This is a genomic window from Bradyrhizobium tropiciagri (assembly GCF_001189845.1).
GTDB classification, from domain to species: domain Bacteria; phylum Pseudomonadota; class Alphaproteobacteria; order Rhizobiales; family Xanthobacteraceae; genus Bradyrhizobium; species Bradyrhizobium tropiciagri.
In genome coordinates, this window is sequence record NZ_LFLZ01000008.1 from 1 (window position 1) to 23871 (window position 23871).

Here is a 23871-nt window from a genome sequence, read left to right on the forward strand (position 1 = left end):
GGTGGGCTCTCTCCACGAGTCACTCTGTGGAGAAAGCCCCCACCCGGATTGCATCTTCGATGCAATCCGACCTCCCCCGCAAGCGGGGGAGGTGATCTTCCCAATCTCACAGATCCTGCCGCGTCAGCCGGCCGTGCACCAGGACCGGCCGCGCGGCCGGCTTGTTCGGCACGTCGCCCATCGTCAGCGCCATCACCGAGACCGTGACCACGCGATCGATGATGGCGCGGACGTCGTCGAGGTCGCATTTGCCTTCGGACAGCCGCAGCAGCCGTTCCTTCTCGCGGATGGTGTGGTGCGCCATCGCGAGCGCGAAGTGCAGGCCCCAATACAGCTCGGTGTCGTCGCGGCCCGGCATCGCGCGGCGCATCGCCGCGGCGAATTTGCGCAGATGGTCGACCTCGCGATTCTTGATGCGGCGGATCGGCGGCACGGATTCGATCGAGGCGCGGATCATGAAGCGCGCCGCGGTCGAGCCTTCGCGATCGGGCCCGAGGCAGCCGCGCAAAGTGGGGCCGACGAGGGCGCGCATGATGTCCTCGATCGCGGCGCGGCCGCCGCCGGCTTCCTCCGCGGCCTTCAATTCGTTGAGACGCTCGCGGTTGGTCTGGATGCTGCGCGTGACGAACAGCTCCGCGATCAATTCGTCCTTGGAGCCGAAATGATAGTTCACCGCCGCGAGGTTGACGTTCGCCTCCGCGACGATGTCGCGCAGCGTGACGTCGCCGAAGCCGCGGTCGGCATAGAGCCGCTCGGCGGCGGCGAGAATGGCGGATCGGGTGTGGTCGCTGGCCATGGCTGAGAGCCTTTCCGTTATTCCGCGGTACGCCGGGGAATGACGAAGACGACAGGGAGTTGCATTTCAAACATTTGTATGAAACTATCGTTTGAAGAGCCGGAAATGTCAATCCGCTGATCGCGGGGCGGCGCTCTGGCACACCACCGCCGCCGTTCCGCGAACGCCCTTGCGAGCCGCGGAGGCGGGGTCAACAATGTTGCCCAAAAGGCCAAGGCTCAAAAGCTTAAGGCTCAAAAGCTCAAGGCTCAAACGGCAAGGCCCAAGCCCAAGTCTAGGAAACGAGGAGCGTCCCATGGATTTCACGATGTCGCCCAAGCAGAAGGAGTGGCTGGAGCGCGTTCAGGCTTTCATGAAAACGCATGTCCGCCCGGCGGTGCCGATCTACGAGAAGCAGGACGCCGAAGGTCCGCGCTGGAAGGTGATCCCGATCCTCGAGGACCTGAAGAAGAAGGCGAAGGCCGAAGGCCTCTGGAACATGTTCATGCCGCCGTCCTCGCATGAGGATGACGAGTTCCACGGCGCGGGATTGACCAATCTCGAATACGCGCTGCTGTCGGAAGAGATGGGCCACATCTCCTGGGCCTCGGAAGTGTTCAACTGCTCCGCCCCCGATACCGGCAACATGGAAGTGTTCATCCGCTACGGCACCAAGGAGCAGAAGCGCAAATGGCTGCGCCCGCTGATGGACGGCGAGATCCGTTCCGCCTTCCTGATGACCGAGCCGGCGGTGGCTTCGTCTGACGCCACCAACATCGAGACCCGGATCGAGAAGGACGGCGATCACTACGTCATCAACGGCCGCAAATGGTGGTCGTCCGGTGTCGGCGACCCGCGCTGCAAGGTTGCGATCCTGATGGGCAAGACCGACTTCAGCGCCGCCAAGCATCAGCAGCAGTCGCAGATCCTGGTGCCGCTCGACACCCCCGGCATCAAGGTCGAGAAGATGCTGCCGGTGTTCGGCTTCGACGATGCGCCGCACGGCCACGCCCAGGTGCTGCTCGAGAACGTCCGCGTGCCGAAGGAAAACATCCTGCTCGGCGAGGGCCGCGGCTTCGAGATCGCGCAGGGCCGTCTCGGTCCGGGCCGTATCCATCACTGCATGCGCACCATCGGCCAGGCCGAGGAAGCGCTGGAGAAGATGGTGAAGCGGCTCGCCTCGCGCACCGCGTTCGGCAAGAAGATCATCGAGCACTCGGTCTGGGAGCAGCGCATCGGCGAGGCCCGCACGGACATCGAGATGAATCGCCTGCTGTGCCTCAAGGCCGCCGACATGATGGACAAGGTCGGTAACAAGACCGCACAGGCCGAGATCGCGATGATCAAGGTTGCAGCTCCCAACATGGCGCTGAAGATCATCGACCAGGCGATCCAGGCGTTTGGCGGCGGCGGTGTCTCCGACGACGCTGGGCTCGCCAAGGCCTATGCCCACATCCGCACGCTCCGTCTCGCCGACGGTCCGGACGAGGTGCACAATCGCGCCATTGCCAGGCTCGAAGTTCGGAAGTATGCAAACACGTCGCACTGAGCATGATGCGGAACGCATGGCGTTCGCGCTGACATCGTGCTCAGAATGAAAAAGAGAAATCAGGCTGGCGTGCCAGCCTGATCGCGGGAGCGCCCCAACGCGCTCCTGGAAAAATCGAGTTGAGGGAGCGTCATCGTGGCGGACGGCGTCAGGAAAGACGAAGAATTTTCCGGAACACGGGAAGTCGAGGAGCGCCATCGTGTCAACGAGGCGAACCTCGATGCCTGGATGAAGGAACACGTCGAGGGCTATCAGGGTCCGCTCAAGGTCCTGCAGTTCAAGGGTGGCCAGTCCAACCCGACCTACAAGCTCGAAACCCCCGGCCGCAACTACGTGATGCGCCGCCGGCCGTTCGGTAAACTGTTGCCGTCGGCCCATGCGGTGGATCGCGAGTTCCGCGTCATCGCGGCGCTCGGCAAGCAGAATTTTCCGGTCGCGAAAGCCTACGCGCTGTGCACCGACGATACGGTGATCGGCTCGGCCTTCTACATCATGTCGATGGAGGAGGGGCGGGTGTTCTGGGATCCGACCTTGCCTAGTCAGGACGCCGACGCACGCCGCAAGATCTTCACCAGCAAGATCGAGACGCTGGCGAAGCTGCACGTCCTCGATCCCGAAAAGATCGGCCTCGGTGATTTCGGCAAGCCCGGCAATTATTTTGCGCGCCAGGTCGACCGCTGGACCAAGCAGTATCGCGCGTCCGAGACGCAGCACATTCCCGAGTTCGAGAAGCTCGCCGAGTGGCTGCCGAGGACGGTGCCGGAGCAGAAGCGTGTCTCGGTCGTGCATGGCGACTATCGCCTCGACAACATGATCTTCCACGCCACCGAGCCGCGGGTGCAGGCCGTGCTCGATTGGGAATTGTCGACACTCGGCGATCCCATGGCCGACTTCACCTATCTGCTGATGCAGTGGACCATGCCGGGCCTCGCCAATGCCGACCTCAAGGCGTTGAACATTCCGAGCCAGGACGAAGCCGCGCAGATCTACTGCAACGTGACCGGCATGGCCGTGCCGGATCTCAACTGGTATTTCTCCTACAATCTGTTCCGCCTCGCCGGCATCACGCAGGGCATTGCGGGCCGGGTCCGCGACGGCACCGCCGCCAATGCCAAGGCTCTCGAGTCGGCCGCGCGCACCGTGCCTCTGTCGAAGGCGTCATGGGAATACGCGCAGAAGGCCGGCGCGATCTGATCTGAGAAAGCGGCGCGATCCCCCAGGGTTCGCGCCGCTTTCTTTCTTAACCTCGCCCCGCTTGCGGGGAGAGGTCGTATCGCACCGAAGATGCGATACGGGTGAGGGGGGTTGCGCAGATCGTCTGTCACCGTTTGCGTGGATGCAGCCCTCACCCCAACCCGCTCCCCGCAAGAGCGGGGCGAGGGAGCAGAGGGCCGGCGCTTCTGCGTCATGCAGCATGTTTCCACACTGTAGCCATCTGTGACTTGAGTTCGCAGCGCCGCTTTGGCAAGTCAGTCCGGTCAACGCTCGCCCTGGTCCTGATCGGACAATTTCACTTTGCCCCTTTCCTCAAATCTTCGCGGCAGCCTGTTCATGGCGGCCGCCATGGCCAGCTTCACGGTCAACGACACCATCACCAAGGCGGTGTCGGCGGAGCTCAACATCGGGGAGATCCTGCTCGTCCGCGGTCTGGTCGCGATGGTGCTGGTCGCGGCACTCGCCTGGTACCGCGATGCGCTGCGCAGTTTTGGCGCGCTGTTGATCTGGCCGGTCGGATTGCGCGTGATCGGCGAGATCGGCGGCACGCTGACTTATCTGTCGGCGATTTCGCAGATTCCGCTCGCCAACGCCTCGGCGATCTTCCAGGCGCTGCCGCTGGTCATTACGCTGGGTGCGGCGCTGGTGTTCGGCGAGCCGGTCGGCTGGCGGCGCTGGCTTGCGATCGCGGCCGGCTTCATCGGCGTGCTGGTCATCGTTCGGCCCGGCGCGGAGGGGTTTAGCCAGGCCGCGCTGCTGGCACTGGCGTCGGTCGGCTTCTGCGCGGTGCGCGATCTCGCGACCCGCCGCATCCCGAAGAACCTGCCGACCGTGTTCATCACGCTGCTCACCACGGTGACGGTGACGACGGCGGGCGCCGCCGTGCTGGTGCCGCTCGGTGGCTGGAAGCCGCCGTCCGGCCAGGCGCTCGGCCTGCTCACCTTCGCTGCGGTGCTGATCCTGATCGGCTATCAATGCATCATCGTGTCGCTACGGACCGGCGACATCTCGGCGGTGGCGCCGTTCCGCTACACCGCGCTGCTGTGGGCGATGCTGACCGGCTATCTCGCCTTCGGTCACAAGCCCGACGGCGCGATGCTCGCGGGTGCCACGATCATCGTGGCCTCCGGCCTCTACGCCTTCTACCGCGAGCGCAAGCGCGACAAGCTTCGCCCGGCCGCGACGGGACCGGGCCTGCCGCCGGATGGGTTGTGATCTATCCAAGATCCGTAGGATGGGTGGAGCCAACGGGTCCGCGCAAGCGCGGCCCGATGATAAACTCAGCGATACCCATCAGCTTCGTGCCGCGGATATGGATTGATGGGTTTCGCTGCGCTCTACCCATCCTACGAGTCTAAACCTTCGCGCAATGCGCGATCAGCCGTGCGACGAAATCTCCGCACCCCTCGAGCTGCGACATCTCGACGAATTCATCCGGCGTGTGCGCCTGCGCGATCGCGCCGGGGCCGACCACGACCGACGGCACGTCCGCCATGCTGACGAACAGGCCGGCCTCGGTGCCGAAGGCGACCTTGGCGTGGTCGTTGCGGCCGGCGAGTTGCTTGGCGAGCGTGACGATCGGTGCGTCCGCCGCGGTGTCGAGCGCGGGGTAATCGAGGATCTCCTCGAAGTCGATGCCGCATTCGGGATGCTGCTGGCGCATCCTGGGCTCGATCTCCGCCTTCGCCCAGGCGACGACCGCATCCGTCACCTGCCTCGACTCGGTGATGCCGATGCCGCGGCATTCGAACTCCACGGCGCAATGGTCGGGCACGATGTTGAGCGCCGCGCCGCCGCGGACGATGCTGGTGAGCAGGGTCGAGTGCGGGACGTCGTAGAGGCTGTTCTGTTCGGCCGCCGCGGCCAGCAACGCAGCGCGGCGGCGGATCTCCATGATCAGCTCGGCCGCATATTCGATCGCGTTGACGCCGTCGGGCGCAATCGAGGAGTGGCGGGCAAGCCCGCGGAACGTGGCGCGCACGCCGTGCTTGCCCTTGTGGCCGGTGATCACCTGCATCCGGGTCGCTCGCCGACGAAGCAGCCGAGCGGCTTGACCGGCTTGCGCGCGACCTCGCGCAGCATCGGCCGCACGCCGACGCAACCGATCTCCTCGTCATAGGAGATCGCAAGATTGATCGGCGTCTTCAGGTCGGCTGCGAGCATCTCCGGAACCATCGCGAGGCAGACCGCGACAAAGCCCTTCATGTCGGTGGTGCCGCGGCCGTACAGCTTCCCGTCGCGCTCGACGAGCTCGAACGGATTGTGGCTCCAGTCCTGTCCCGCGACCGGCACGACATCGGTATGCCCCGACAGCACCAGCCCGGCCTTGTCCTCGGGGCCGACCGTGACCCAGAGCGAGGACTTCTGCCCGGTCTCATCGACGATGCGCTGGCTGCTGACGCCAAGCGAAGCAAGATAGCGCTCGATGTAATCGATCAGCGGCAGGTTGCTGCGGTCGCTAATCGTGTCGAACGCGACGAGGTCGGCCAACAGTTTGCGGATGCGGTCGGGACGTGGGCTTTGCATGGATCGGGCCGTGAGCGGGAATGGATCACCCGACCATAGCAACGAAACTGTGAAAGGGAAAAGAATGCGAAGCCCGGGTGAGTGGGTTGTCCGGCCTGTAGGACTCACAAGCCGCGCCAAACATTCCGTGTCGTCCTGGCGAAAGCCAGGACCCATTACCCCAAATCTCAATTGTTGCGCGACGCTGGGAACACCACCTCGTTCATCACCGAGTGCGGTGGTTATGGGTCCTGGCTTTCGCCAGGACGACGTCGGTGGAGGTGGCGCCGTCCGGGCAGCTGCCCGGACAGCGAATGGAGACCGCCGCAGCTAGATCGGCTTGCCCGTATACGGCATCGACGCCGTCAGGCCGCCATCGACCGGGATGGCCTGGCCGTTGACGTAGGACGCTTCATCGCTCGCCAGGAACAACCCCATCGCGGCGAGCTCGTGCGGCTGGCCGGGGCGCTTCAGCGGATTGAGCTGGCCGATCTTGTCCTGGGTGCCGCGCTCCTTGGCGCGATCGAACACCGGCTTGGTCATGCCGGTCTCGATCAGGCCCGGGCAGATCGCATTGATGCGCACGCCGGTGCCGGAGAGCGAGTAGGCAGTGGTCTGCACCAGGCTGATGACGCCGGCCTTGCTCGCGCCGTAGGGATGTCCGCTGGCGCCGGACTTCAAGCCCGCGACCGAGGCGGTGCAGACGATCGAGCCGTGGCCCTGCTTGGTCATGTACGGGATCGAATGCTTGATCGCGAGGAACGGGCCGATCAGATTGACGCGCAGCACCTCCTGCCAATGTTCCGGCGTCTGGTCGGCCAGCGGAACGAGGCCGCCGCTGACGCCGGCATTGGCCCAGATCGCGTCGAGCTTGCCGTATTTTGCGACGGCCTTGTCGATGAAGGCCTTCACGTCGCTTTCCGAGCCGGCGTCCGCGGTGACGGCTTCGACCGTGCCGCCGGCGTCGCGCACCAGCTTGGCGGTCTCGTTCACGCCATCGGTGCGATCGACCGCGATCAGCTTGGCGCCTTCCTTGGTGAACAGCAGCGACGCCGCACGGCCGATGCCGCTGCCTGCGCCGGTGATGATGACGGATTTGCCTTCGAGGCGGCCCATGAGATTCTCCCTGTTCACGTGATCCGTGGTGCGTCTGCCGCGCGACGGAATTCAAACAAAATTTCAAACGTCAGAAGCACTTGAGACGATGTGCGGCGTGACGTACAGCGTGACGGGACACTATTGAAGGGCTCATCCGATGTCCAATCCAGAGAAGCCTGACGTGACGGTGACGCGGTGGTGGTGGGTTCGCCACGCGCCGGTGCGCAGCGACGGCGGCAACATCTACGGGCAGGAGGACATCGACTGCGACACCGGCGATGTCGAAGTGTTCGAGGCGGTCGCAAAAATGCTGCCGCGCAACGCCGTGTGGTATTCGAGCAATCTCAAGCGCACGCACAAGACCGCGGAAGCGATCTGGGCCGCCGGTTTTCCGAAGCCCGACAGCATGACGCAGGAACGCGACTTCGCCGAGTTGCATCTCGGCCGGTGGCAGGGCATGAACCGCGCCACATTTCTCGCCAGCCGTCCGCCGGGCAACCTCTGGTTCGCCGATGTCAACGAGCCGGCACCCGGCGGCGAGAGTTTCATGGATCTCTACACCCGCGTCTGCCGCACCATCGTGCGGATCACCGCAGCTGAAGCGGGCCGGGACATCATCGCGGTCGGCCATGGCGGCGTGATCAGGGCCGCGGTCGGACTTGCACTTGGCGGCCAGCCGGATCGGGGCCTGTCGTTTGATATCGACAATGTCTCGGTGACGCGGCTCGATCACATCGCGGCGCCCAACGTGTCGACCTGGCGGCTGCCGATGGTGAATCAGCAGCCCTGGATCGCCGATCCCCGCCACGCCGCAATGCATCAGCCGTCCGGACCCGAAGTCAGGCCGGCGAGCAAGCTTGCGTGATCGCGCTATCGCAACACCGGACCACTGCTTAAGCTCAACGCAGAATTCAAACACCTTACGACTCAAAACTCAGACTCGGGAGAGAACCATGACCTTGTTCGACATGAAGGGAAAAGTCGCCGTCATCACCGGCTCGACGCGCGGCATCGGACGCGCGATCGCCGAGCGGATGGCCGAGCACGGCGCCAAGGTCGTGATCTCCTCGCGCAAGGCCGACGTCTGCGAGCAGGTGGCCGCGGAGATCAACGACAGCTACGGCAAGGGCACCGCGGTTGCGATCGCCGCCAACATCTCCTCGAAGGAAAATCTGCAGAACCTCGTCGACGAGAGCAACCGCGCATTCGGCAAGATCGACGTGCTGGTCTGCAACGCGGCGTCGAACCCGTATTACGGTCCGCTCGCCGGCATCTCCGACGATCAGTTCCGGAAAATCCTCGACAACAACATCGTCGCCAACAACTGGCTGATCTCGATGGTGGTGCCGCAGATGATCGAGCGCAAGGACGGCTCTGTTATCATCGTCTCCTCGATCGGTGGCCTGAAGGGCTCGACCATCCTCGGCGCCTACGCGATCTCGAAGGCCGCCGACATGCAGCTCGCGCGCAACCTCGCTTGCGAATACGGCAAGCACAATATCCGCGTGAACTGCATCGCGCCGGGCCTGATCAAGACCGATTTCGCCAAGGCGCTGTGGGACAATCCGGACAATCTGAAGGCCTCGACCGCGCGCTCGCCGCTGCTGCGGATCGGCGTGCCCGACGAGATCGCGGGCGCAGCCGTGATGATGGGCTCGCGCGCCGGCGACTTCATGACCGGCCAGACCATCGTGATCGACGGCGGCGCGACGATCAGCTGACGCGAAGCGTCATCCCGGGGCGCGCGTTAGCGCGAACCCCGATGTGCAATTGCACATCGGGGTTCTCGATCTCGTCGCGCGAGATTCCGGGTTCAGCCCTGCGGGCTGCCCCGGAATGACGGATTACTCCACCGCCGCGTAAACCCCGTTGCGCACCAGCGAACGGGTGTACTCGCGCTGACCCGGGCCCTGCATCATGAAGACCGCGATCAGGTCTTCGCTCGGATCGATCCAGAAGAACGTGCCGGCCATGCCGCTCCAGAAGTACTGGCCGACCGAGCCGGAGAACGGCGCGATGCCCTGCTGCACGCGCACGGCGAAGCCGAGGCCGAAGCTGTGGCCGGGCGACACCAGCGTGCCCTGAACCTTGACGCCGGCGCCGAGGTGATCGGAGGCCATGAATTCGAGCGTCTTGCGGCCGATGATCCTGGTGCCGTCGAGCGAACCGCCGTTGAGCAGCATCTGCGCGAAGCGCGCATAGTCCATCGTGGTCGACACCAGGCCGCCGCCGCCGGATTCCATCGCCGGCTTCTCCAGCATGTTGAACAGCTGCACCTTCTCATTGGTCCAGGGATCATTCGCAAACGCCTCGGCGAGCCGGCCGGCATTGGCTTCCCCGGTGTGGAAAGCGGTCTCGTTCATTTGCAGCGGCGCGAGGATACGTTCGGTGAGGAATTCGCCGAGCGTCTTGCCGCTGACGACCTCGATGATGCGGCCGAGGATGTCGGTGGAGCGGCTGTAATTCCACTCGGCGCCGGGCTGGCAGACCAGCGGCATGGCGGCGAGCATGGTGGCGTGCTCGGCATTGGTGATCTTGCGGCTGCGCAGCCGCGACTGCTTGTAGAGCTCCTGCACCGGACCGTTGCCGGTGTGATCATAAGTCAGGCCGGAGGTGTGGCGCAGCAGGTCCTGGATCGTCATCTGCCGCTGGGCAGGAACGAGCTCGAGCTTGCCGTTGTGCTCGACGCCGACCTTGGTCTCGGCGAATTCGGGAATGAATTTCGCGACCGGATCGCTCAGCAGGAAGTGGCCGTCCTCCAGCAGCTGCATGATGCCGACCGAGACGATCGGCTTGGTCATCGAGAAGATGCGGAAGATCGTGTCATGCGCCATCGGCGCCGCGGCCGCCGGGCTTTGCCGGCCGATCGCGTCGAACCAGCCGATCTGGCCGCGCCGTGCCACCAGCACCGTGAAGCCGGGCGCGGTTCCCTTGTCGACCTCGCGCTTGAAGGTGTCGGACAGCGCCTGCAGCCGCGTGCTCGACAGCCCGATCGATTCGGGCTTGGCGAGGGGCAGGGACGGGGTGGTCTGGCTGGGGGCGTGCTTGGTGGCGGTCTGGGCGTTCATGGTCTCTCCCTGGTTCTTGATTCTTGCGGCGAGATGCCGACGTGGGGTGGTGATCGCCGAAGTCTGGCGCAGAAGTTTTGCAATGAACAGAAGCTTCGCTGCTTCGCCCTTGCAAACCGGCCATGCCCTGTGCTTGAAACGGCGCGAACCGGCGGCGACGCCGGTTCCCTGCAGGAGTGTAGCTCAATTGGTAGAGCACCGGTCTCCAAAACCGGGGGTCGCAGGTTCGAGCCCTGCCACTCCTGCCAGCTTTTAGCCAACAATTTGAATGCCTTGGCCGAGGTCTTCGACCCCGGCCATGACCATTTTCGACTACTTGATGAGCGGGCAGCCGCCGTCCTTCAGCGGCCGGAACGCCTGGTCGCCGGGCACTTCGGCGAGCACCTTGTAGTAATCCCACGGCGCCTTTGATTCCTCGGGCTTCTTGACCTCGAACAGGAACATCGAGTGCACCATGCGGCCGTCCTCGCGCACCACGCCGTTGTCGGTGAAGGCATCGCGCACCGGGGTCGCGCGCATCTTCGCCAAAACCTGTTTGGTCTCCTTGGTTTCGGCGGCCTTCACCGCGTTGAGGTAATGCAGGGTGGCGCTGTAGGTCGCGGCCTGGTTCATGGTCGGCATCCGCTTCATGCGCTCGAAGAAGCGCTTGCCGAAGGCGCGGCTGCGGTCGTTGAGGTCCCAATAGTAGGCCTCGGTGATGATCAGGCCTTGCGCGAGCTTCAGCCCGAGGCTGTGGATGTCGGAGATGAACATCACGATCCCGGCGAGGTTCTGCCCGCCCGCGACGATGCCGAATTCGGCGGCCTGCTTGATCGCGTTGATGGTATCGCCGCCGCCGTTGGCGAGGCCGACGATCTTCGCCTTCGACGACTGCGCCTGCAGCAGGAAGGAGGAGAAGTCCGGCGTGTTGAGCGGGTGCCGGGCGCTGCCGAGCACCTTGCCGCCGGCGGCGCGGACCACGTCGCCGGTGTCGCGCTCGATCGAGTGGCCGAACACGTAGTCGGCGGTGATGAAGAACCAGGTGTCGCCGCCGTTCTTCACGATCGCGCTGCCGACGGTGTGGGCGTTGGCGTAGGTGTCGTAGGTCCAGTGCAGCGTGTAGGGCGAGCAGGATTTTCCGGTGATGTCGGAGCTCGCCGCGTCCGTCACGATCATGATCTTCTCGAACTGCTTCGACATCTCCATGCCGGCGAGCGCGGTCGCCGAGGTCGGCATGTCGATGATCATGTCGACGTTCTCGGCCTCGTACCATTTGCGGGTGATGGTGGCGGCGACGTCGGCCTTGTTGAGGGCATCGGCGGTGACGAGCTCGATCGGCTTGCCGAACATCGAGCCGCCGAACTCCTCGATTGCCATCTTGGTGGCCTCGACATTCCCGGCGCCGCCGATGTCCGAATAGACCGACTGGAAATCGGTCAGTACGCCGATCTTGAGCGGCGTCTGCTGCGCGAGCGCGGGCCCGGCCCACACCGCGGCGAAGAGGCCAGCGGCGGACAGACTCGTGACGATGGATTTCATGGTGATGCGTCCTCCCAGGGTGTTCTTATCGGTTTGTCCGACAAAGCTAGATTTGCCGAGTTCCAGTGTCAATTCCGGCTGGCTGGGTGCGACAATCCGGCAAGTAATGGCCCATTTGACGCTCCAAAGGCCTTGGCCTATGCTTTGTCCGACAAACGACAATCGGGAGTCTAGGGTGGCCGCTACGCCGTTATTCCGGCGCATCGACATTGCGCCGGCCTATCAGAAGGTCGCGGACGCGATCGAACGCGAGATCATCAACGGCCGCATCAAGCCGGGCGAGCCGATCGGCACCGAGCAGCAGCTGGTCGCGCAGTTCGGCGTCAACCGCTCGACGGTGCGCGAGGGCATTCGCGTGCTCGAGGAGGGCGGGCTGATCCGCCGCGATTCCAGCCGCCGCCTGCAGGCCTGCCTGCCGCGCTACAACAAGCTCGCGACGCGATTGTCGCGCGCGCTGATCCTGCACGAGGTGACGTTCCGCGAATTGTTCGAGACCTCGATGACGCTGGAGGTCGCGAGCGTCGAAGGCGCGGTGGAGCGCGCGACCGATGACAACATTGCCGAGCTCGCCGGCAATCTCGAGCGCAGTGCGGCTGTGGTCGGCGATCCCGCCGGACTCGCGGAGCTCGATGCGGAGTTCCACGTGCTGATGGCCAAGGCATCGCAGAACCGCGTACTGCAGCTCGCGCGCGAGCCCGCCGCGCAGCTGTTCTTTCCGACCACCGAGATGATCGTCGGCGGCGTGCCCGAAGGCGGCGCGCGCCTCGTCGAGGCGCATCGCCATATCCTCGATGCGATCATGCGGCGCGACAAGGAGGCCGGCGTGCTGTGGACCCGGCGGCATCTGCAGGACTGGCGGCGCGGCTTCGAGAAGATCGCCTCGCTCGATCGCTCGGTCGAGCACACCTACATGGAACACGCCTACGCCGCACGGCAATAGCGGCGGTTAGGCCAACACCACACAACGACAAAAAGCACATTCGGGAGGGACATATGAGCGACAACATCGCAGCGACCATTCAGCGCGCCCGCGAGCACAGCATTGGCGACCTGTTGCGCCGGTCGGCCAAGCGCTACCCGGGCAAGACCGCGCTGATCTGCGGCGAGGTGAGCTGGACCTTCGCGGAGATGGACGCGATCTGCAATCGGGTCGGGCGCGGCTTGCTCGGCCTTGGCGTTGCGAAGGGTGATCGCGTCGCGGTGCTGTCGCGCAATTCACACGGCTTCGCCGCGCTGCGCTTTGCGGTGGCGCGGATCGGCGCGATCCTGGTGCCGATCAACTTCATGCTCAATCCCGACGAGATCAATTTCATCCTCGCCAATTCCGGCGCGAAGCTACTCGCGGTCGGGCCTGATTTCGTGGAGACCGCGCACGCGGCGGCTGCCAAGGGCTCGGCGGTCGAAACCCTGATCTGGCTGCCCGGCGAGGATCCGGCCACCGCGCCCGACGGCATCACGACATTCGACAGCCTGCTGCACAGCGACGCCTCGGCGCCGGATGTCTCGATCGACAGCCACGATCCCGCGCAGATCATCTACACCAGCGGCACCGAGTCGCTGCCGAAGGGCGCGATCCTCACCCATGAAGCCGTGATGTGGCAGTATGTCAGCTGCATCATCGATGGCGGCATGGCGAGCGACGACACCGTGCTGCATGCGCTGCCGCTCTATCATTGCGCGCAGCTCGACGTGTTCCTGGGACCTGCGATCTATCTCGCGCCACCAGCCTCATCACCGGCAAGCCGGTGCCCGACAATGTCCTGGCGCTGATCGCGGCCCACAAGATCAACTCGTTCTTCGCGCCGCCGACGATCTGGATCGCGATGCTGCGCTCGGGCGCGTTCGATCGCACTGATCTGTCGACCCTGCGCAAGGGCTATTACGGCGCCTCGATCATGCCGGTCGAGGTGCTGCTCGAATTGCAGCGCCGGCTGCCCGACGTGAAGTTCTGGAATTTCTACGGCCAGACCGAGATCGCGCCACTCGCGACCGTGCTGGAGCCGAAGGACCAGCTGCCGAAGGCCGGCTCCGCCGGCAAGCCTGCGATCAATGTCGAGACGCGGGTGGTCAAGGCCGACATGACCGACGTCGGGGTCGGGGAGGTCGGCGAGATCGTGCATCGCTCGCCGCATCTGTTGTCCGGCTACTACAACGATCCGGTCAAGACCGCGGCCGCGTTCGCCGGCGGCTGGTTTCATTCCGGCGATCTCGCCACCGTCGACGCCGATGGCTACATCACCGTCGTCGATCGCGTGAAGGACATGATCAAGAGCGGCGGCGAGAATGTCGCGAGCCGCGAGGTCGAGGAGATGATCTACCGGCTGCCGGCGGTGTCGGAGGTTGCGGTGGTCGGGCTGCCCGATCCGCGCTGGATCGAGGCGGTGACCGCGATCGTCGTGGTCAAGGCGGGCGCGACCCTCGATGCTGAAGCGGTCATCAAGCATTGCGCGGCGTCGATGGCCCATTTCAAGGTGCCGAAGCGCGTCATCTTCGTCGACGCCCTGCCGAAGAACCCGAGCGGCAAGCTGCTGAAGCGCGAGCTGCGGCAGCGCTATGTCGGCGGCGCCACGCTGGATCAGGCGGTCCAGAAGAGCTTTGCCGGGTAATCGGCCCGGCGGCCGCGGCGGATGGCCGGGGGCAATGGATCTCGGGCCGTGCGTCTAAGTGCTTGATTTGAGGGGCTCTGTCTCGGTCCGCCGCAGGCGCGGCCGGGGTCGGGCGCGATGGCGCCGATCTTGACGTTTGGCTCCTCTCGCAGTAGATACCCGGCACTCGCAGCCGGCCCGCTTTGATGGCGGATATCCGGCGCGGCCTAATTCCCCGAACATTCGAGCTCGTTTATCGGCTCAACCTTCCAAACGAGGGCTGGGTCCGCAAGGTCGGCTGTTCGGATTCCTTGAAACGTTGCAATCGTCCGGAGACGGACGCGGATCTCACGATGGCTTTCAGCCCGTTCAAATTCCTTCAGGAAGTGCGCTCGGAGACCGCCAAGGTCACCTGGCCGACGCGCCGCGAGACCACGATCACCACCATCATGGTGTTCGTGATGGTGGCGCTGGCCTCGATCTTCTTCTTCGCCGCAGATCAGATCATCCGTTATCTGATCACCCTGATACTGGGCATCCACTGATGAGCATGGGAACTCAATTGATGGACAAGCGCTGGTACATCGTTCACGCCTATTCGAACTTCGAGAAGAAGGTCGCGGAATCGATCCGCGAGCAGGCCAAGCAGCGCGGGCTGGAAGAGCTGTTCGAGCAGGTGCTGGTGCCGACCGAGAAGGTCACCGAGGTGCGCCGCGGCCGCAAGATCGACGCCGAGCGCAAGTTCTTCCCGGGCTATGTGCTGGTGAAGATGAAGCTGACCGACGAGGCGTTCCATCTGATCAAGAACACCCCGAAGGTGACCGGCTTCCTCGGCGCGGAAAACAAGCCGATGCCGATCTCGGAAGCCGAGGCGATGCGGATCCTGCACCAGGTGCAGGAGGGCGTGGAGCGTCCGAAGGCGTCGGTGTCGTTCGAAATCGGCGAGAACGTGCGCGTGGCCGACGGCCCGTTCGCCTCGTTCTCTGGCGTGGTGGAAGAAATCGACGAGGCGCGCTCGCGCGTGAAGGTCGCGGTGTCGATCTTCGGCCGCGCGACCCCGGTGGAACTGGAATTCGGTCAGGTCGAAAAGGTGGTCTGACCGGACGGCGTGGGGTATATGCCCCGCGTCAAGTAAGAGGCCGTGGGAGGGAGGAGGCGGTCGCCAGCCCCTTCAACCGAACCACGGAACCTGAAACCGCCGGCACCGTCCGGCACAACAGGAGTGATAAATGGCAAAGAAAGTGACCGGATACCTGAAGCTTCAGGTCCCGGCCGGTGCGGCGAATCCTTCGCCCCCGATCGGCCCCGCGCTTGGTCAGCGCGGTCTGAACATCATGGAGTTCTGCAAGGCGTTCAACGCCCAGACCCAGAAGGAAGAGAAGAACACCCCGATCCCGGTGATCATCACGATCTATGCGGACCGGTCCTTCACCTTCGAGATGAAGACCCCTCCGATGTCCTACTTCCTCAAGCAGGCCGCCAAGATCCAGTCCGGATCGAAGGCGCCGGGCCGTGACAAGGCCGGTGCGGTGACCAAGGCGCAGGTGCGCGAGATCGCCGAGAAGAAGATGAAGGACTTGAATTGCGACACCATCGAATCGGCCATGAAGATGGTCGAGGGCTCTGCCCGTTCGATGGGTCTGGAAGTTGCGGGGTAACGGGCCATGACAATCGGAAAGCGTCTGAAGAAGGCCCGCGAGGGTGTCGATCGTGAGAAGCTCTACCCGCTCGCGGACGCCATCAAGATGGTCAAGGAGCGCGCCAAGTCGAAGTTCGACGAGACGATCGAGATCGCGATCAATCTCGGCGTCGACCCGCGCCACGCCGACCAGATGGTCCGCGGCGTCGTCAACCTGCCGAACGGCACCGGCCGCACGCTGCGCGTCGGCGTGTTCGCGCGCGGCGCCAAGGCTGAGGAAGCCAAGGCGCCGGTGCCGACGTCGTCGGTGCTGAAGACCTGGTCGAGAAGGTGCAGGGCGGAGCGATCGATTTCGATCGTTGTATCGCCACTCCCGACATGATGCCGCTGGTCGGCCGCCTCGGTAAGGTGCTCGGCCCGCGCGGCATGATGCCGAACCCGAAGATCGGCACCGTGACCATGGACGTCACCAACGCCGTGAAGGGCGCCAAGGGCGGCTCGGTCGAGTTCCGCGTCGAGAAGGCCGGCATCGTGCAGGCCGGCATCGGCAAGGCCTCGTTCTCCGAGGACAAGCTGGTCGAGAACGTCAAGGCGCTCGCCGACGCGGTCTCCAAGGCGAAGCCGGCGGGTTCCAAGGGCACCTACATCCAGCGCGTGGCGGTTTCCTCCACCATGGGCCCGGGCGTGAAGGTCGAGCCGGGCACGATCCTCGGCTGATATCCTTGGCCGTGACGAGATAAAGAGGGGCGGGATCGGGCAACCGGTTCCGCCCTTTTGTTTTTGCGAAAGCGTTTTCGAGCGAAATGGGTACCGATTCGCGTGAAGAAAACGCGTCAAACAAGGCCCTGAAGTGTCTCGCAGGAAACAACAACAATGGCCGATAAGGTCCTGGTCTATTCGCGCTTTCCCAAGGCCCAGCTGATCCGCTTCGGCGAGCGCTATGAGCTGCTCAACGCAGCCGGCAAGCGGCTGGACGAAGCGTTCCCGGCGGCCGAGCTTGCCGAGATCCGCGCCATGATCACCGCGGGCGGCACGGCGCTCGGCGCCGACGCCATGGATCGGCTGCCGAAGCTCGGCGCGATCGTCTGCTACGGCACCGGCTATGACGGCGTCGATCTCGCCGCCGCCGCCAAACGCGGCATCGCGGTCGGCCATAGTCCCGGTGCCAATGCGGCATCGGTTGCCGACACGGCGGTGACCCTGATGCTGGCATCGGTGCGGCGTCTGCTGGTGGCCGACAACTATGTCCGCAGCGGTGACTGGGCCGGTGCAAAGCCATCGCCGATGATGCGGCCGCAGGCCGGCATGCGCGGCCGCAAGGTCGGCGTCTACGGCATGGGCGAGATCGGCCGCAAGATCGCGGGCCGCGCCGCCGCGTTCGAGACCGAGGTCGGCTATTTCAGCCGCTCGAAGCACGACGTGCCCTACCAGTATTTTCCGACGCTGGAGGCGCTCGCCGACTGGTGCAGCGTGCTCATGATCGCCGTACGTGCCGGAGCGGAGACCGAGCACGCAGTCAACGCCGATATCGTGCGTCGGCTCGGCAGCGACGGCTTTGTCGTCAACATCTCGCGCGGCTCGGTGATTGACGAAAAGGCGCTGGTCGCGGCGCTGACCGACGGGGTGATCGCCGGCGCTGGCCTCGACGTGTTCGCCCGGGAGCCGCATGCACCTGACGCGCTGACCGCGCTGCCGAACGTGGTGCTGTCTCCGCATCTCGGCGGCCACACGCTGGAATCGCATGTGGCGATGCAGGACTGCGTGCTCGCCAATCTCGATGCGTTCTTTGTCGGCACGCCGCTGCCGTATAAGGTGAGCGGCGCCTGAGCGCCCGCCGGTTCCCGTCGTGGAACCGGTATCGGGCCGTCATATTAAACTGGTCCAATATTTGCTCTTGGCAAGTACGGCAGGACCGGCTACATAGCGCCTTCCGGGCGTGCTGGCACTTGCTGGCATGTCCGTGCTCGCATTCCGAAAACCTGAGATGATAGGAGATCATTCCTTTCCGCATGCCCGCAAGGATGCTCGAAAGGAAGGAGACCCGTCGCCTCGGAGCGGAGTGAGAGCAGGGGCCTTCAGCGTGCTGAAGTGCCTCGATCCTGTCCAAGACTGCAGGCGCCCGCGAGAACTTCGTGTTTTCAACGGCTTAATCGCATAGCCTGCATAGACGGGTGAAGACCGGATTTTGCACTCCACGCCGCGGACTGTTCGCGGCTTGAGGGGCTGGTTTGGTTCGAACCTCGACAGCCCATGGCCGCAAGGCTCTGGGAGGGCAGGCTTCTAGATGTCGTCTTGCCCGGCATGTCCGAAGGGTCTTAGCAACCCTGACGGATCAGGTTTAGGGCGGGACGATGGGTGCAACCCGGCGGTCCTGCCTTCGCGGAAAGGCCGCCAACCGGAAAGAGCTTGCTGTGGAACGAGCGGCAAAAAAAGAGTCGGTCGAACAACTTAACGAGGTCTTCAAGACCACGTCGGTTGCGATCGTTGCTCACTATTCCGGCCTCACCGTGGCCCAGATGCATAAGCTGCGCATGCAGATGAAGCAGGCGGGCGCATCGGTGAAGGTCTCGAAGAACCGTCTCGCCAAAATTGCTCTTGAAGGCACTGACGTCGCTGCCATCGGCTCCCTGCTGAAGGGACCGACCGTGATCGCTACTTCGAACGATCCGGTTGCGGCGCCAAAGGTTGCCATCGAATTCGCCAAGGCGAACGAGAAGTTCGTCATCCTCGGCGGCTCGATGGGTAAAACCGTCCTGAATGTCGACAGCGTGAAGGCGCTTGCCTCACTGCCGTCGCTCGACGAACTGCGCGGCAAGATCGTTGGCCTCATCGTGGCGCCGGCGACCAAGCTTGCTCAGCTCTCGAATGCGCCCGCGGCCAAGCTCGCGCGCGTCATTCAGGCTCATGCCTCAAAGGGCGAAGCGGCCTGACCCTTCGCTAATCTCAAACCTGGTTCGAACCAAACGTTTAAGGAACTGAACAATGGCTGATCTGCAGAAAATCGTCGACGACCTCTCGAGCCTCACCGTGCTCGAAGCGGCCGAACTCGCCAAGCTCCTCGAAGAAAAGTGGGGCGTGTCCGCCGCTGCCGCCGTTGCGGTTGCTGGCCCGGCTGCGGGCGGTGCTGCCGCTGCTCCGGCTGAAGAGAAGACCGACTTCACCGTCGTGCTGGCTGCTGCCGGCGACAAGAAGATCGAAGTCATCAAGGAAGTCCGCGCCATCACGGGCCTCGGCCTGAAGGAAGCCAAGGACCTCGTCGAAGGCGCTCCGAAGCCCGTCAAGGAAGGCGTCAACAAGGACGAAGCCGACAAGATCAAGGCCCAGCTCGAGAAGGCTGGCGCCAAGGTCGAGCTCAAGTAATGCGCGATCCGGGAGCGCCGCAGGGCGCTCCCGGGCCATGCAAACGGCGTGCGACAGGTTGTCGCGTGGCGCGCCGGACACAAAAAAGTGTGGGGATCCGTGGACTTAACCCTCGAATCTCCTTTATTGCCATCCCATATAGGGTTGGCAGCGGAAAAACACGGTAGGCGGCGGGGGCGGCAGGGTCCCTGGCGGAAGCCGTTGGGAGACAGTCAGATTTCGGGCTTTTTCAGTCCGTAAAGCGGAGCGTTTGGACGAGCGGGTGCAGTGATGCGCCCCGCGCGTGTTTTGCGTTTTGGAGGTGGTTAGGGCCGGGACGGGGATTTAATTCCTGACTTTGCGCTTCGTTCCTTCGAGACGATTCGAAATTCAACCCGGGGGCCGACGGCAGTCGTGTCCCGGAAGGTTCGCCCCACAAAGGCGACGAAAATGAGAGGCCACGATGGCGCAGCAGACATTCACCGGTCGCAAACGCGTACGCAAGTTTTTCGGTCACATCAAGGAAGTCGCCGAGATGCCGAACCTCATCGAGGTTCAGAAGGCGTCCTATGACCAGTTCCTGATGGTTGACGAGCCGGCCGGAGGCCGCCTCGACGAGGGCCTGCAGGCCGTGTTCCGTTCGGTGTTCCCGATCTCGGATTTCTCGGGCACCTCGATGCTGGAATTCGTCCGCTACGAGTTCGAACAGCCGAAGTACGACGTCGACGAGTGCCGCCAGCGCGGCATGACCTTCGCTGCGCCGCTCAAGGTGACGCTGCGCCTCATCGTGTTCGATATCGACGAGGAAACCGGCGCCAAGTCGGTGAAGGACATCAAGGAGCAGGACGTCTACATGGGCGACATCCCGCTCATGACGATGAACGGCACCTTCGTCGTCAACGGCACCGAGCGCGTCATCGTCTCGCAGATGCACCGTTCGCCCGGCGTGTTCTTCGACCACGACAAGGGCAAGACCCATTCGTCCGGCAAGCTGCTGTTTGCCGCGCGCGTGATTCCGTATCGCGGTTCCTGGCTCGACATCGAGTTCGACGCCAAGGACATCGTGTTCGCGCGCATCGACCGCCGCCGCAAGCTGCCCGTGACCTCGCTGATGTACGCGCTCGGTCTCGACGGCGAGCAGATCCTGTCGACCTTCTACAAGAAGATCACCTTCAAGCGGACCAAGGACGGATGGCGCGTGCCGTTCGATGCCAACCGCTTCCGCGGCTATTCGACCGTCAACGACCTGATCGACGCCGACACCGGCAAGGTGGTGCTCGAGGCCGGCAAGAAGCTGACCGTGCGTCAGGCGCGCCAGCTGCAGGAGAAGGGCCTCAAGGCGCTGCGCATGTCGGACGAGGAGCTCGTCGGCAACTACCTCGCCGAGGACCTCGTCAACCCGAAGACCGGTGAAATCTACGCCGAAGCCGGCGAGGAGATCACCGAGAAGTCGCTCAAGGTGCTCAACGAGCAGGGCTACAAGGACCTGCCGCTGCTCGACATCGACCACGTCAATGTCGGCGCCTACATCCGCAACACGCTGTCGGCCGACAAGAACATGACGCGTGAGGACGCGCTGTTCGACATCTACCGCGTGATGCGTCCGGGCGAGCCGCCGACGCTGGATTCGGCGCAGGCGATGTTCCAGTCGCTGTTCTTCGATGCCGAGCGCTACGACCTCTCCGCGGTCGGCCGCGTCAAGATGAACATGCGCCTCGAGCTCGATGCGCCCGATACCCATCGCACGCTGCGCAAGGAAGACATCCTGGCGGTCATCAAGACGCTGGTCGACCTGCGCGACGGCAAGGGCGAGATCGACGACATCGACCACCTCGGCAACCGCCGGGTGCGCTCGGTCGGCGAGCTGATGGAGAACCAGTACCGGATCGGCCTGCTCCGCATGGAGCGCGCCATCAAGGAGCGCATGTCGAGCGTCGATATCGACACCGTGATGCCGCAGGACCTGATCAACGCCAAGCCCGCGGCCGCCGCGGTGCGTGAGTTCTTCGGTTCCTCGCAGCTGTCGCAGTTCATGGACCAGACCAACCCGCTGTCGGAGATCACCCACAAGCGGCGCCTGTCGGCGCTTGGCCCGGGCGGTCTGACCCGCGAGCGTGCTGGCTTCGAAGTCCGCGACGTGCATCCGACGCATTACGGCCGTATCTGCCCGATTGAGACGCCGGAAGGTCCGAACATCGGCCTGATCAACTCGCTGGCGACGTTCGCGCGCGTCAACAAGTACGGCTTCGTCGAGACGCCCTATCGCAAGATCAAGGACGGCCGCGTCACCGACGAGGTGGTCTATCTGTCGGCGATGGAAGAGGGCCGCTACCGCGTCGCGCAGGCCAACGTGCCGCTCGATGCCAAGGGCCGCTTCACCGACGATCTGGTGGTCTGCCGTCACGCCGGCGAAGTGCTGCCGGTGACGCCGGACAAGGTCGACTATATGGACGTGTCGCCGAAGCAGCTGGTTTCGGTCGCCGCGGCGCTGATCCCGTTCCTCGAGAACGACGACGCCAACCGCGCGCTGATGGGCTCGAACATGCAGCGCCAGGCGGTGCCGCTGGTTCGCGCCGAGGCGCCGTTCGTCGGCACCGGCATGGAAGGCGTGGTCGCCCGTGACTCGGGCGCGGCGATTGCTGCGCGCCGCTCGGGCGTGATCGACCAGATCGACGCCACCCGCGTCGTGATCCGCGCCACCGAGGATCTCGATCCGACCAAGTCGGGCGTCGATATCTACCGGTTGATGAAGTACCAGCGCTCCAACCAGTCGACCTGCATCAACCAGCGTCCGCTGGTGAAGGTCGGCGACATCGTCAAGAAGGGCGACATCATCGCTGATGGTCCGTCGACCGATCTCGGCGAGCTCGCGCTCGGCCGCAACGTGCTGGTCGCGTTCATGCCGTGGAACGGCTACAACTTCGAAGACTCGATCCTGCTCTCCGAGCGGATCGTGAAGGACGACGTGTTTACGTCGATCCATATCGAAGAATTCGAGGTGATGGCCCGCGACACCAAGCTGGGCCCTGAGGAAATCACCCGCGACATTCCGAACGTTTCGGAAGAAGCGCTGAAGAACCTCGACGAAGCCGGTATCGTCTACATCGGTGCGGAAGTCCGCGCCGGCGACATCCTGGTCGGCAAGATCACGCCGAAGGGCGAGAGCCCGATGACGCCGGAAGAGAAGCTGCTCCGCGCCATCTTCGGCGAGAAAGCCTCCGACGTCCGCGACACCTCGCTGCGCGTGCCTCCGGGTGTGCAGGGCACCATCGTGGAAGTCCGCGTGTTCAACCGCCACGGCGTCGACAAGGACGAGCGTGCGCTGGCGATCGAGCGGGAAGAGATCGAGCGTCTCGCCAAGGACCGCGACGACGAGCAGGCGATTCTGGACCGCAACGTCTACAACCGCCTTGCCGAGCTCCTGGAGAACCGCCAGGCATCGCCGGCCCGAAGGGCTTCAAGAAGGACACCAAGATCACCCGCGCGGTGCTCGACGAGTATCCGAAGTCGCAGTGGTGGCTGTTCGCCTCGCCGAACGACAAGCTGATGGCCGAGATCGAGGCCATGCGGAAGCAGTACGACGAGTCGAAGAAGGGCCTCGAGCAGCGCTTCCTCGACAAGGTCGAGAAGCTGCAGCGTGGCGACGAGCTGCCGCCCGGCGTGATGAAGATGGTCAAGGTCTTCGTCGCGGTGAAGCGCAAGATCCAGCCCGGCGACAAGATGGCCGGCCGTCACGGCAACAAGGGCGTGGTGTCGAAGATCGTGCCGATCGAGGACATGCCGTTCCTCGAGGACGGTACGCATGCGGACATCGTGCTCAATCCGCTCGGCGTGCCGTCGCGTATGAACGTCGGTCAGATCCTCGAGACGCATCTCGGTTGGGCCTGCGCCGGCCTCGGCAAGCGCATCGGCCAGACCATCGACGCCTATTATCAGAGGCAGGATCTCAAGCCGCTGCGCGAGACCCTGAAGAAGATCTACGGCGAGGATGAAACCATCAAGTCGCTGAACGACAACGAACTGCTCGAGCTCGGCCGCAACCTGAGCCACGGCGTGCCGATCGCCACCCCGGTGTTCGACGGCGCCAAGGAAGCGGACATCGAGGAGATGCTGAAGCTCGCGGGCTTCGACGCCTCCGGCCAGTCGACCGTCTATGACGGCCGCACCGGCGATGCGTTCGATCGCAAGGTGACGATGGGCTACATCTACATGCTCAAGCTGCACCATCTCGTGGACGACAAGATCCACGCGCGTTCGATCGGTCCGTACTCGCTCGTCACCCAGCAGCCGCTGGGCGGCAAGGCGCAGTTCGGCGGCCAGCGCTTCGGCGAAATGGAGGTCTGGGCGCTGGAAGCCTACGGCGCCGCCTACACGCTGCAGGAGATGCTGACCGTGAAGTCGGACGACGTCGCCGGCCGTACCAAGGTGTACGAGGCGATCGTGCGCGGCGACGACACCTTCGAGGCCGGTATTCCGGAATCGTTCAACGTGCTGGTCAAGGAAATGCGCTCGCTCGGCCTCAACGTCGACCTGCACAATTCCAAGGTGGGACCGGCGCGACGTCGGAAGCGGCCGAGTAA

The 23871-nt window shown here is 64.2% G+C and carries 16 protein-coding genes, 1 tRNA gene and 4 pseudogenes; 16 read left to right on the forward strand and 5 right to left on the reverse strand.

The window, feature by feature from the left end:
• Positions 1–106: 106 nt before the first annotated feature.
• Complete coding sequence (locus AKN84_RS08890) at positions 107–796, reverse strand: TetR/AcrR family transcriptional regulator (RefSeq protein WP_050420375.1); 690 nt, start codon at positions 794–796, stop codon at positions 107–109.
• 295 nt (positions 797–1091) lie between these two features.
• On the opposite strand from AKN84_RS08890, the gene AKN84_RS08895 reads away from it, so the two are divergent.
• From AKN84_RS08895 to AKN84_RS08905, 3 genes are all read left to right on the forward strand, one after another.
• Positions 1092–2324, forward strand: coding sequence for an acyl-CoA dehydrogenase family protein (locus AKN84_RS08895; protein ID WP_050420376.1), 1233 nt, complete (start codon positions 1092–1094; stop codon positions 2322–2324).
• Between the two features lie 135 nt (positions 2325–2459).
• Positions 2460–3518 (forward strand): phosphotransferase family protein, encoded by a 1059-nt coding sequence (locus tag AKN84_RS08900; RefSeq protein ID WP_050420377.1) that lies wholly within the window; start codon positions 2460–2462, stop codon positions 3516–3518.
• A gap of 321 nt (positions 3519–3839) precedes the next feature.
• Positions 3840–4754 carry a DMT family transporter gene (locus AKN84_RS08905; protein WP_050420378.1) on the forward strand — a complete coding sequence of 305 codons (915 nt, stop codon included), beginning with the start codon at positions 3840–3842 and terminating at the stop codon, positions 4752–4754.
• Positions 4755–4893: 139 nt separating this feature from the next.
• Here the strand turns inward: AKN84_RS08905 and argE are convergent.
• Together argE and AKN84_RS08915 are read right to left on the reverse strand one after the other, a co-directional pair.
• Positions 4894–6065 (reverse strand): annotated as a pseudogene (gene argE / locus AKN84_RS08910) (acetylornithine deacetylase).
• 309 nt (positions 6066–6374) lie between these two features.
• A complete protein-coding gene (locus tag AKN84_RS08915; RefSeq protein WP_050420379.1) occupies positions 6375–7160 on the reverse strand; it encodes an SDR family NAD(P)-dependent oxidoreductase in 786 nt (261 codons plus the stop codon).
• Positions 7161–7299: 139 nt separating this feature from the next.
• On the opposite strand from AKN84_RS08915, the gene AKN84_RS08920 reads away from it, so the two are divergent.
• Together AKN84_RS08920 and AKN84_RS08925 are read left to right on the forward strand one after the other, a co-directional pair.
• The gene (locus tag AKN84_RS08920; protein WP_050420380.1) at positions 7300–8007 is read left to right on the forward strand and encodes a histidine phosphatase family protein; all 708 of its coding nucleotides are present in this window, start codon (positions 7300–7302) and stop codon (positions 8005–8007) included.
• An 88-nt stretch (positions 8008–8095) separates the two neighbouring features.
• Positions 8096–8863: an SDR family NAD(P)-dependent oxidoreductase gene (locus AKN84_RS08925; RefSeq protein ID WP_050420381.1), complete on the forward strand. Its 768-nt coding sequence runs from the start codon at positions 8096–8098 to the stop codon at positions 8861–8863.
• Positions 8864–8986: 123 nt separating this feature from the next.
• On the opposite strand, the gene AKN84_RS08930 is transcribed toward AKN84_RS08925, so the two are convergent.
• On the reverse strand, positions 8987–10210 hold the full coding sequence (locus AKN84_RS08930; protein WP_050420508.1) for a serine hydrolase domain-containing protein: 1224 nt from the start codon (positions 10208–10210) through the stop codon (positions 8987–8989).
• Between the two features lie 172 nt (positions 10211–10382).
• Between AKN84_RS08930 and AKN84_RS08935 the strand changes: the two genes are divergently transcribed.
• Positions 10383–10458, forward strand: a tRNA-Trp gene (locus AKN84_RS08935).
• A 64-nt stretch (positions 10459–10522) separates the two neighbouring features.
• On the opposite strand, the gene AKN84_RS08940 is transcribed toward AKN84_RS08935, so the two are convergent.
• Positions 10523–11728: an ABC transporter substrate-binding protein gene (locus AKN84_RS08940; RefSeq protein WP_050420383.1), complete on the reverse strand. Its 1206-nt coding sequence runs from the start codon at positions 11726–11728 to the stop codon at positions 10523–10525.
• A gap of 175 nt (positions 11729–11903) precedes the next feature.
• Between AKN84_RS08940 and AKN84_RS08945 the strand changes: the two genes are divergently transcribed.
• The 10 genes and pseudogenes from AKN84_RS08945 (at position 11904) to rpoB (ending at position 23871) form a co-directional block, all read left to right on the forward strand.
• Positions 11904–12668, forward strand: coding sequence for a FadR/GntR family transcriptional regulator (locus AKN84_RS08945; RefSeq protein ID WP_128970568.1), 765 nt, complete (start codon positions 11904–11906; stop codon positions 12666–12668).
• Positions 12669–12721: 53 nt separating this feature from the next.
• A pseudogene (locus tag AKN84_RS50610) lies at positions 12722–14334 on the forward strand (acyl-CoA synthetase).
• 332 nt (positions 14335–14666) lie between these two features.
• Positions 14667–14858 (forward strand): preprotein translocase subunit SecE, encoded by a 192-nt coding sequence (secE, locus tag AKN84_RS08955; protein ID WP_016840554.1) that lies wholly within the window; start codon positions 14667–14669, stop codon positions 14856–14858.
• Between the two features lie 20 nt (positions 14859–14878).
• Entirely contained in the window at positions 14879–15412 is a 534-nt protein-coding gene (nusG, locus tag AKN84_RS08960; protein ID WP_016840553.1) for a transcription termination/antitermination protein NusG, read from the forward strand.
• A 130-nt stretch (positions 15413–15542) separates the two neighbouring features.
• Complete coding sequence (gene rplK / locus AKN84_RS08965; RefSeq protein ID WP_050420385.1) at positions 15543–15971, forward strand: 50S ribosomal protein L11; 429 nt, start codon at positions 15543–15545, stop codon at positions 15969–15971.
• A 6-nt stretch (positions 15972–15977) separates the two neighbouring features.
• Positions 15978–16669 (forward strand): annotated as a pseudogene (gene rplA / locus AKN84_RS08970) (50S ribosomal protein L1).
• A 156-nt stretch (positions 16670–16825) separates the two neighbouring features.
• Entirely contained in the window at positions 16826–17779 is a 954-nt protein-coding gene (locus AKN84_RS08975) for a 2-hydroxyacid dehydrogenase (protein WP_050420387.1), read from the forward strand.
• Positions 17780–18363: 584 nt separating this feature from the next.
• Positions 18364–18882 (forward strand): 50S ribosomal protein L10, encoded by a 519-nt coding sequence (gene rplJ / locus AKN84_RS08980; RefSeq protein ID WP_050420388.1) that lies wholly within the window; start codon positions 18364–18366, stop codon positions 18880–18882.
• A gap of 52 nt (positions 18883–18934) precedes the next feature.
• On the forward strand, positions 18935–19312 hold the full coding sequence (gene rplL, locus AKN84_RS08985) for a 50S ribosomal protein L7/L12 (protein ID WP_050420389.1): 378 nt from the start codon (positions 18935–18937) through the stop codon (positions 19310–19312).
• A gap of 442 nt (positions 19313–19754) precedes the next feature.
• Positions 19755–23871, forward strand: a pseudogene (gene rpoB / locus AKN84_RS08990) (DNA-directed RNA polymerase subunit beta).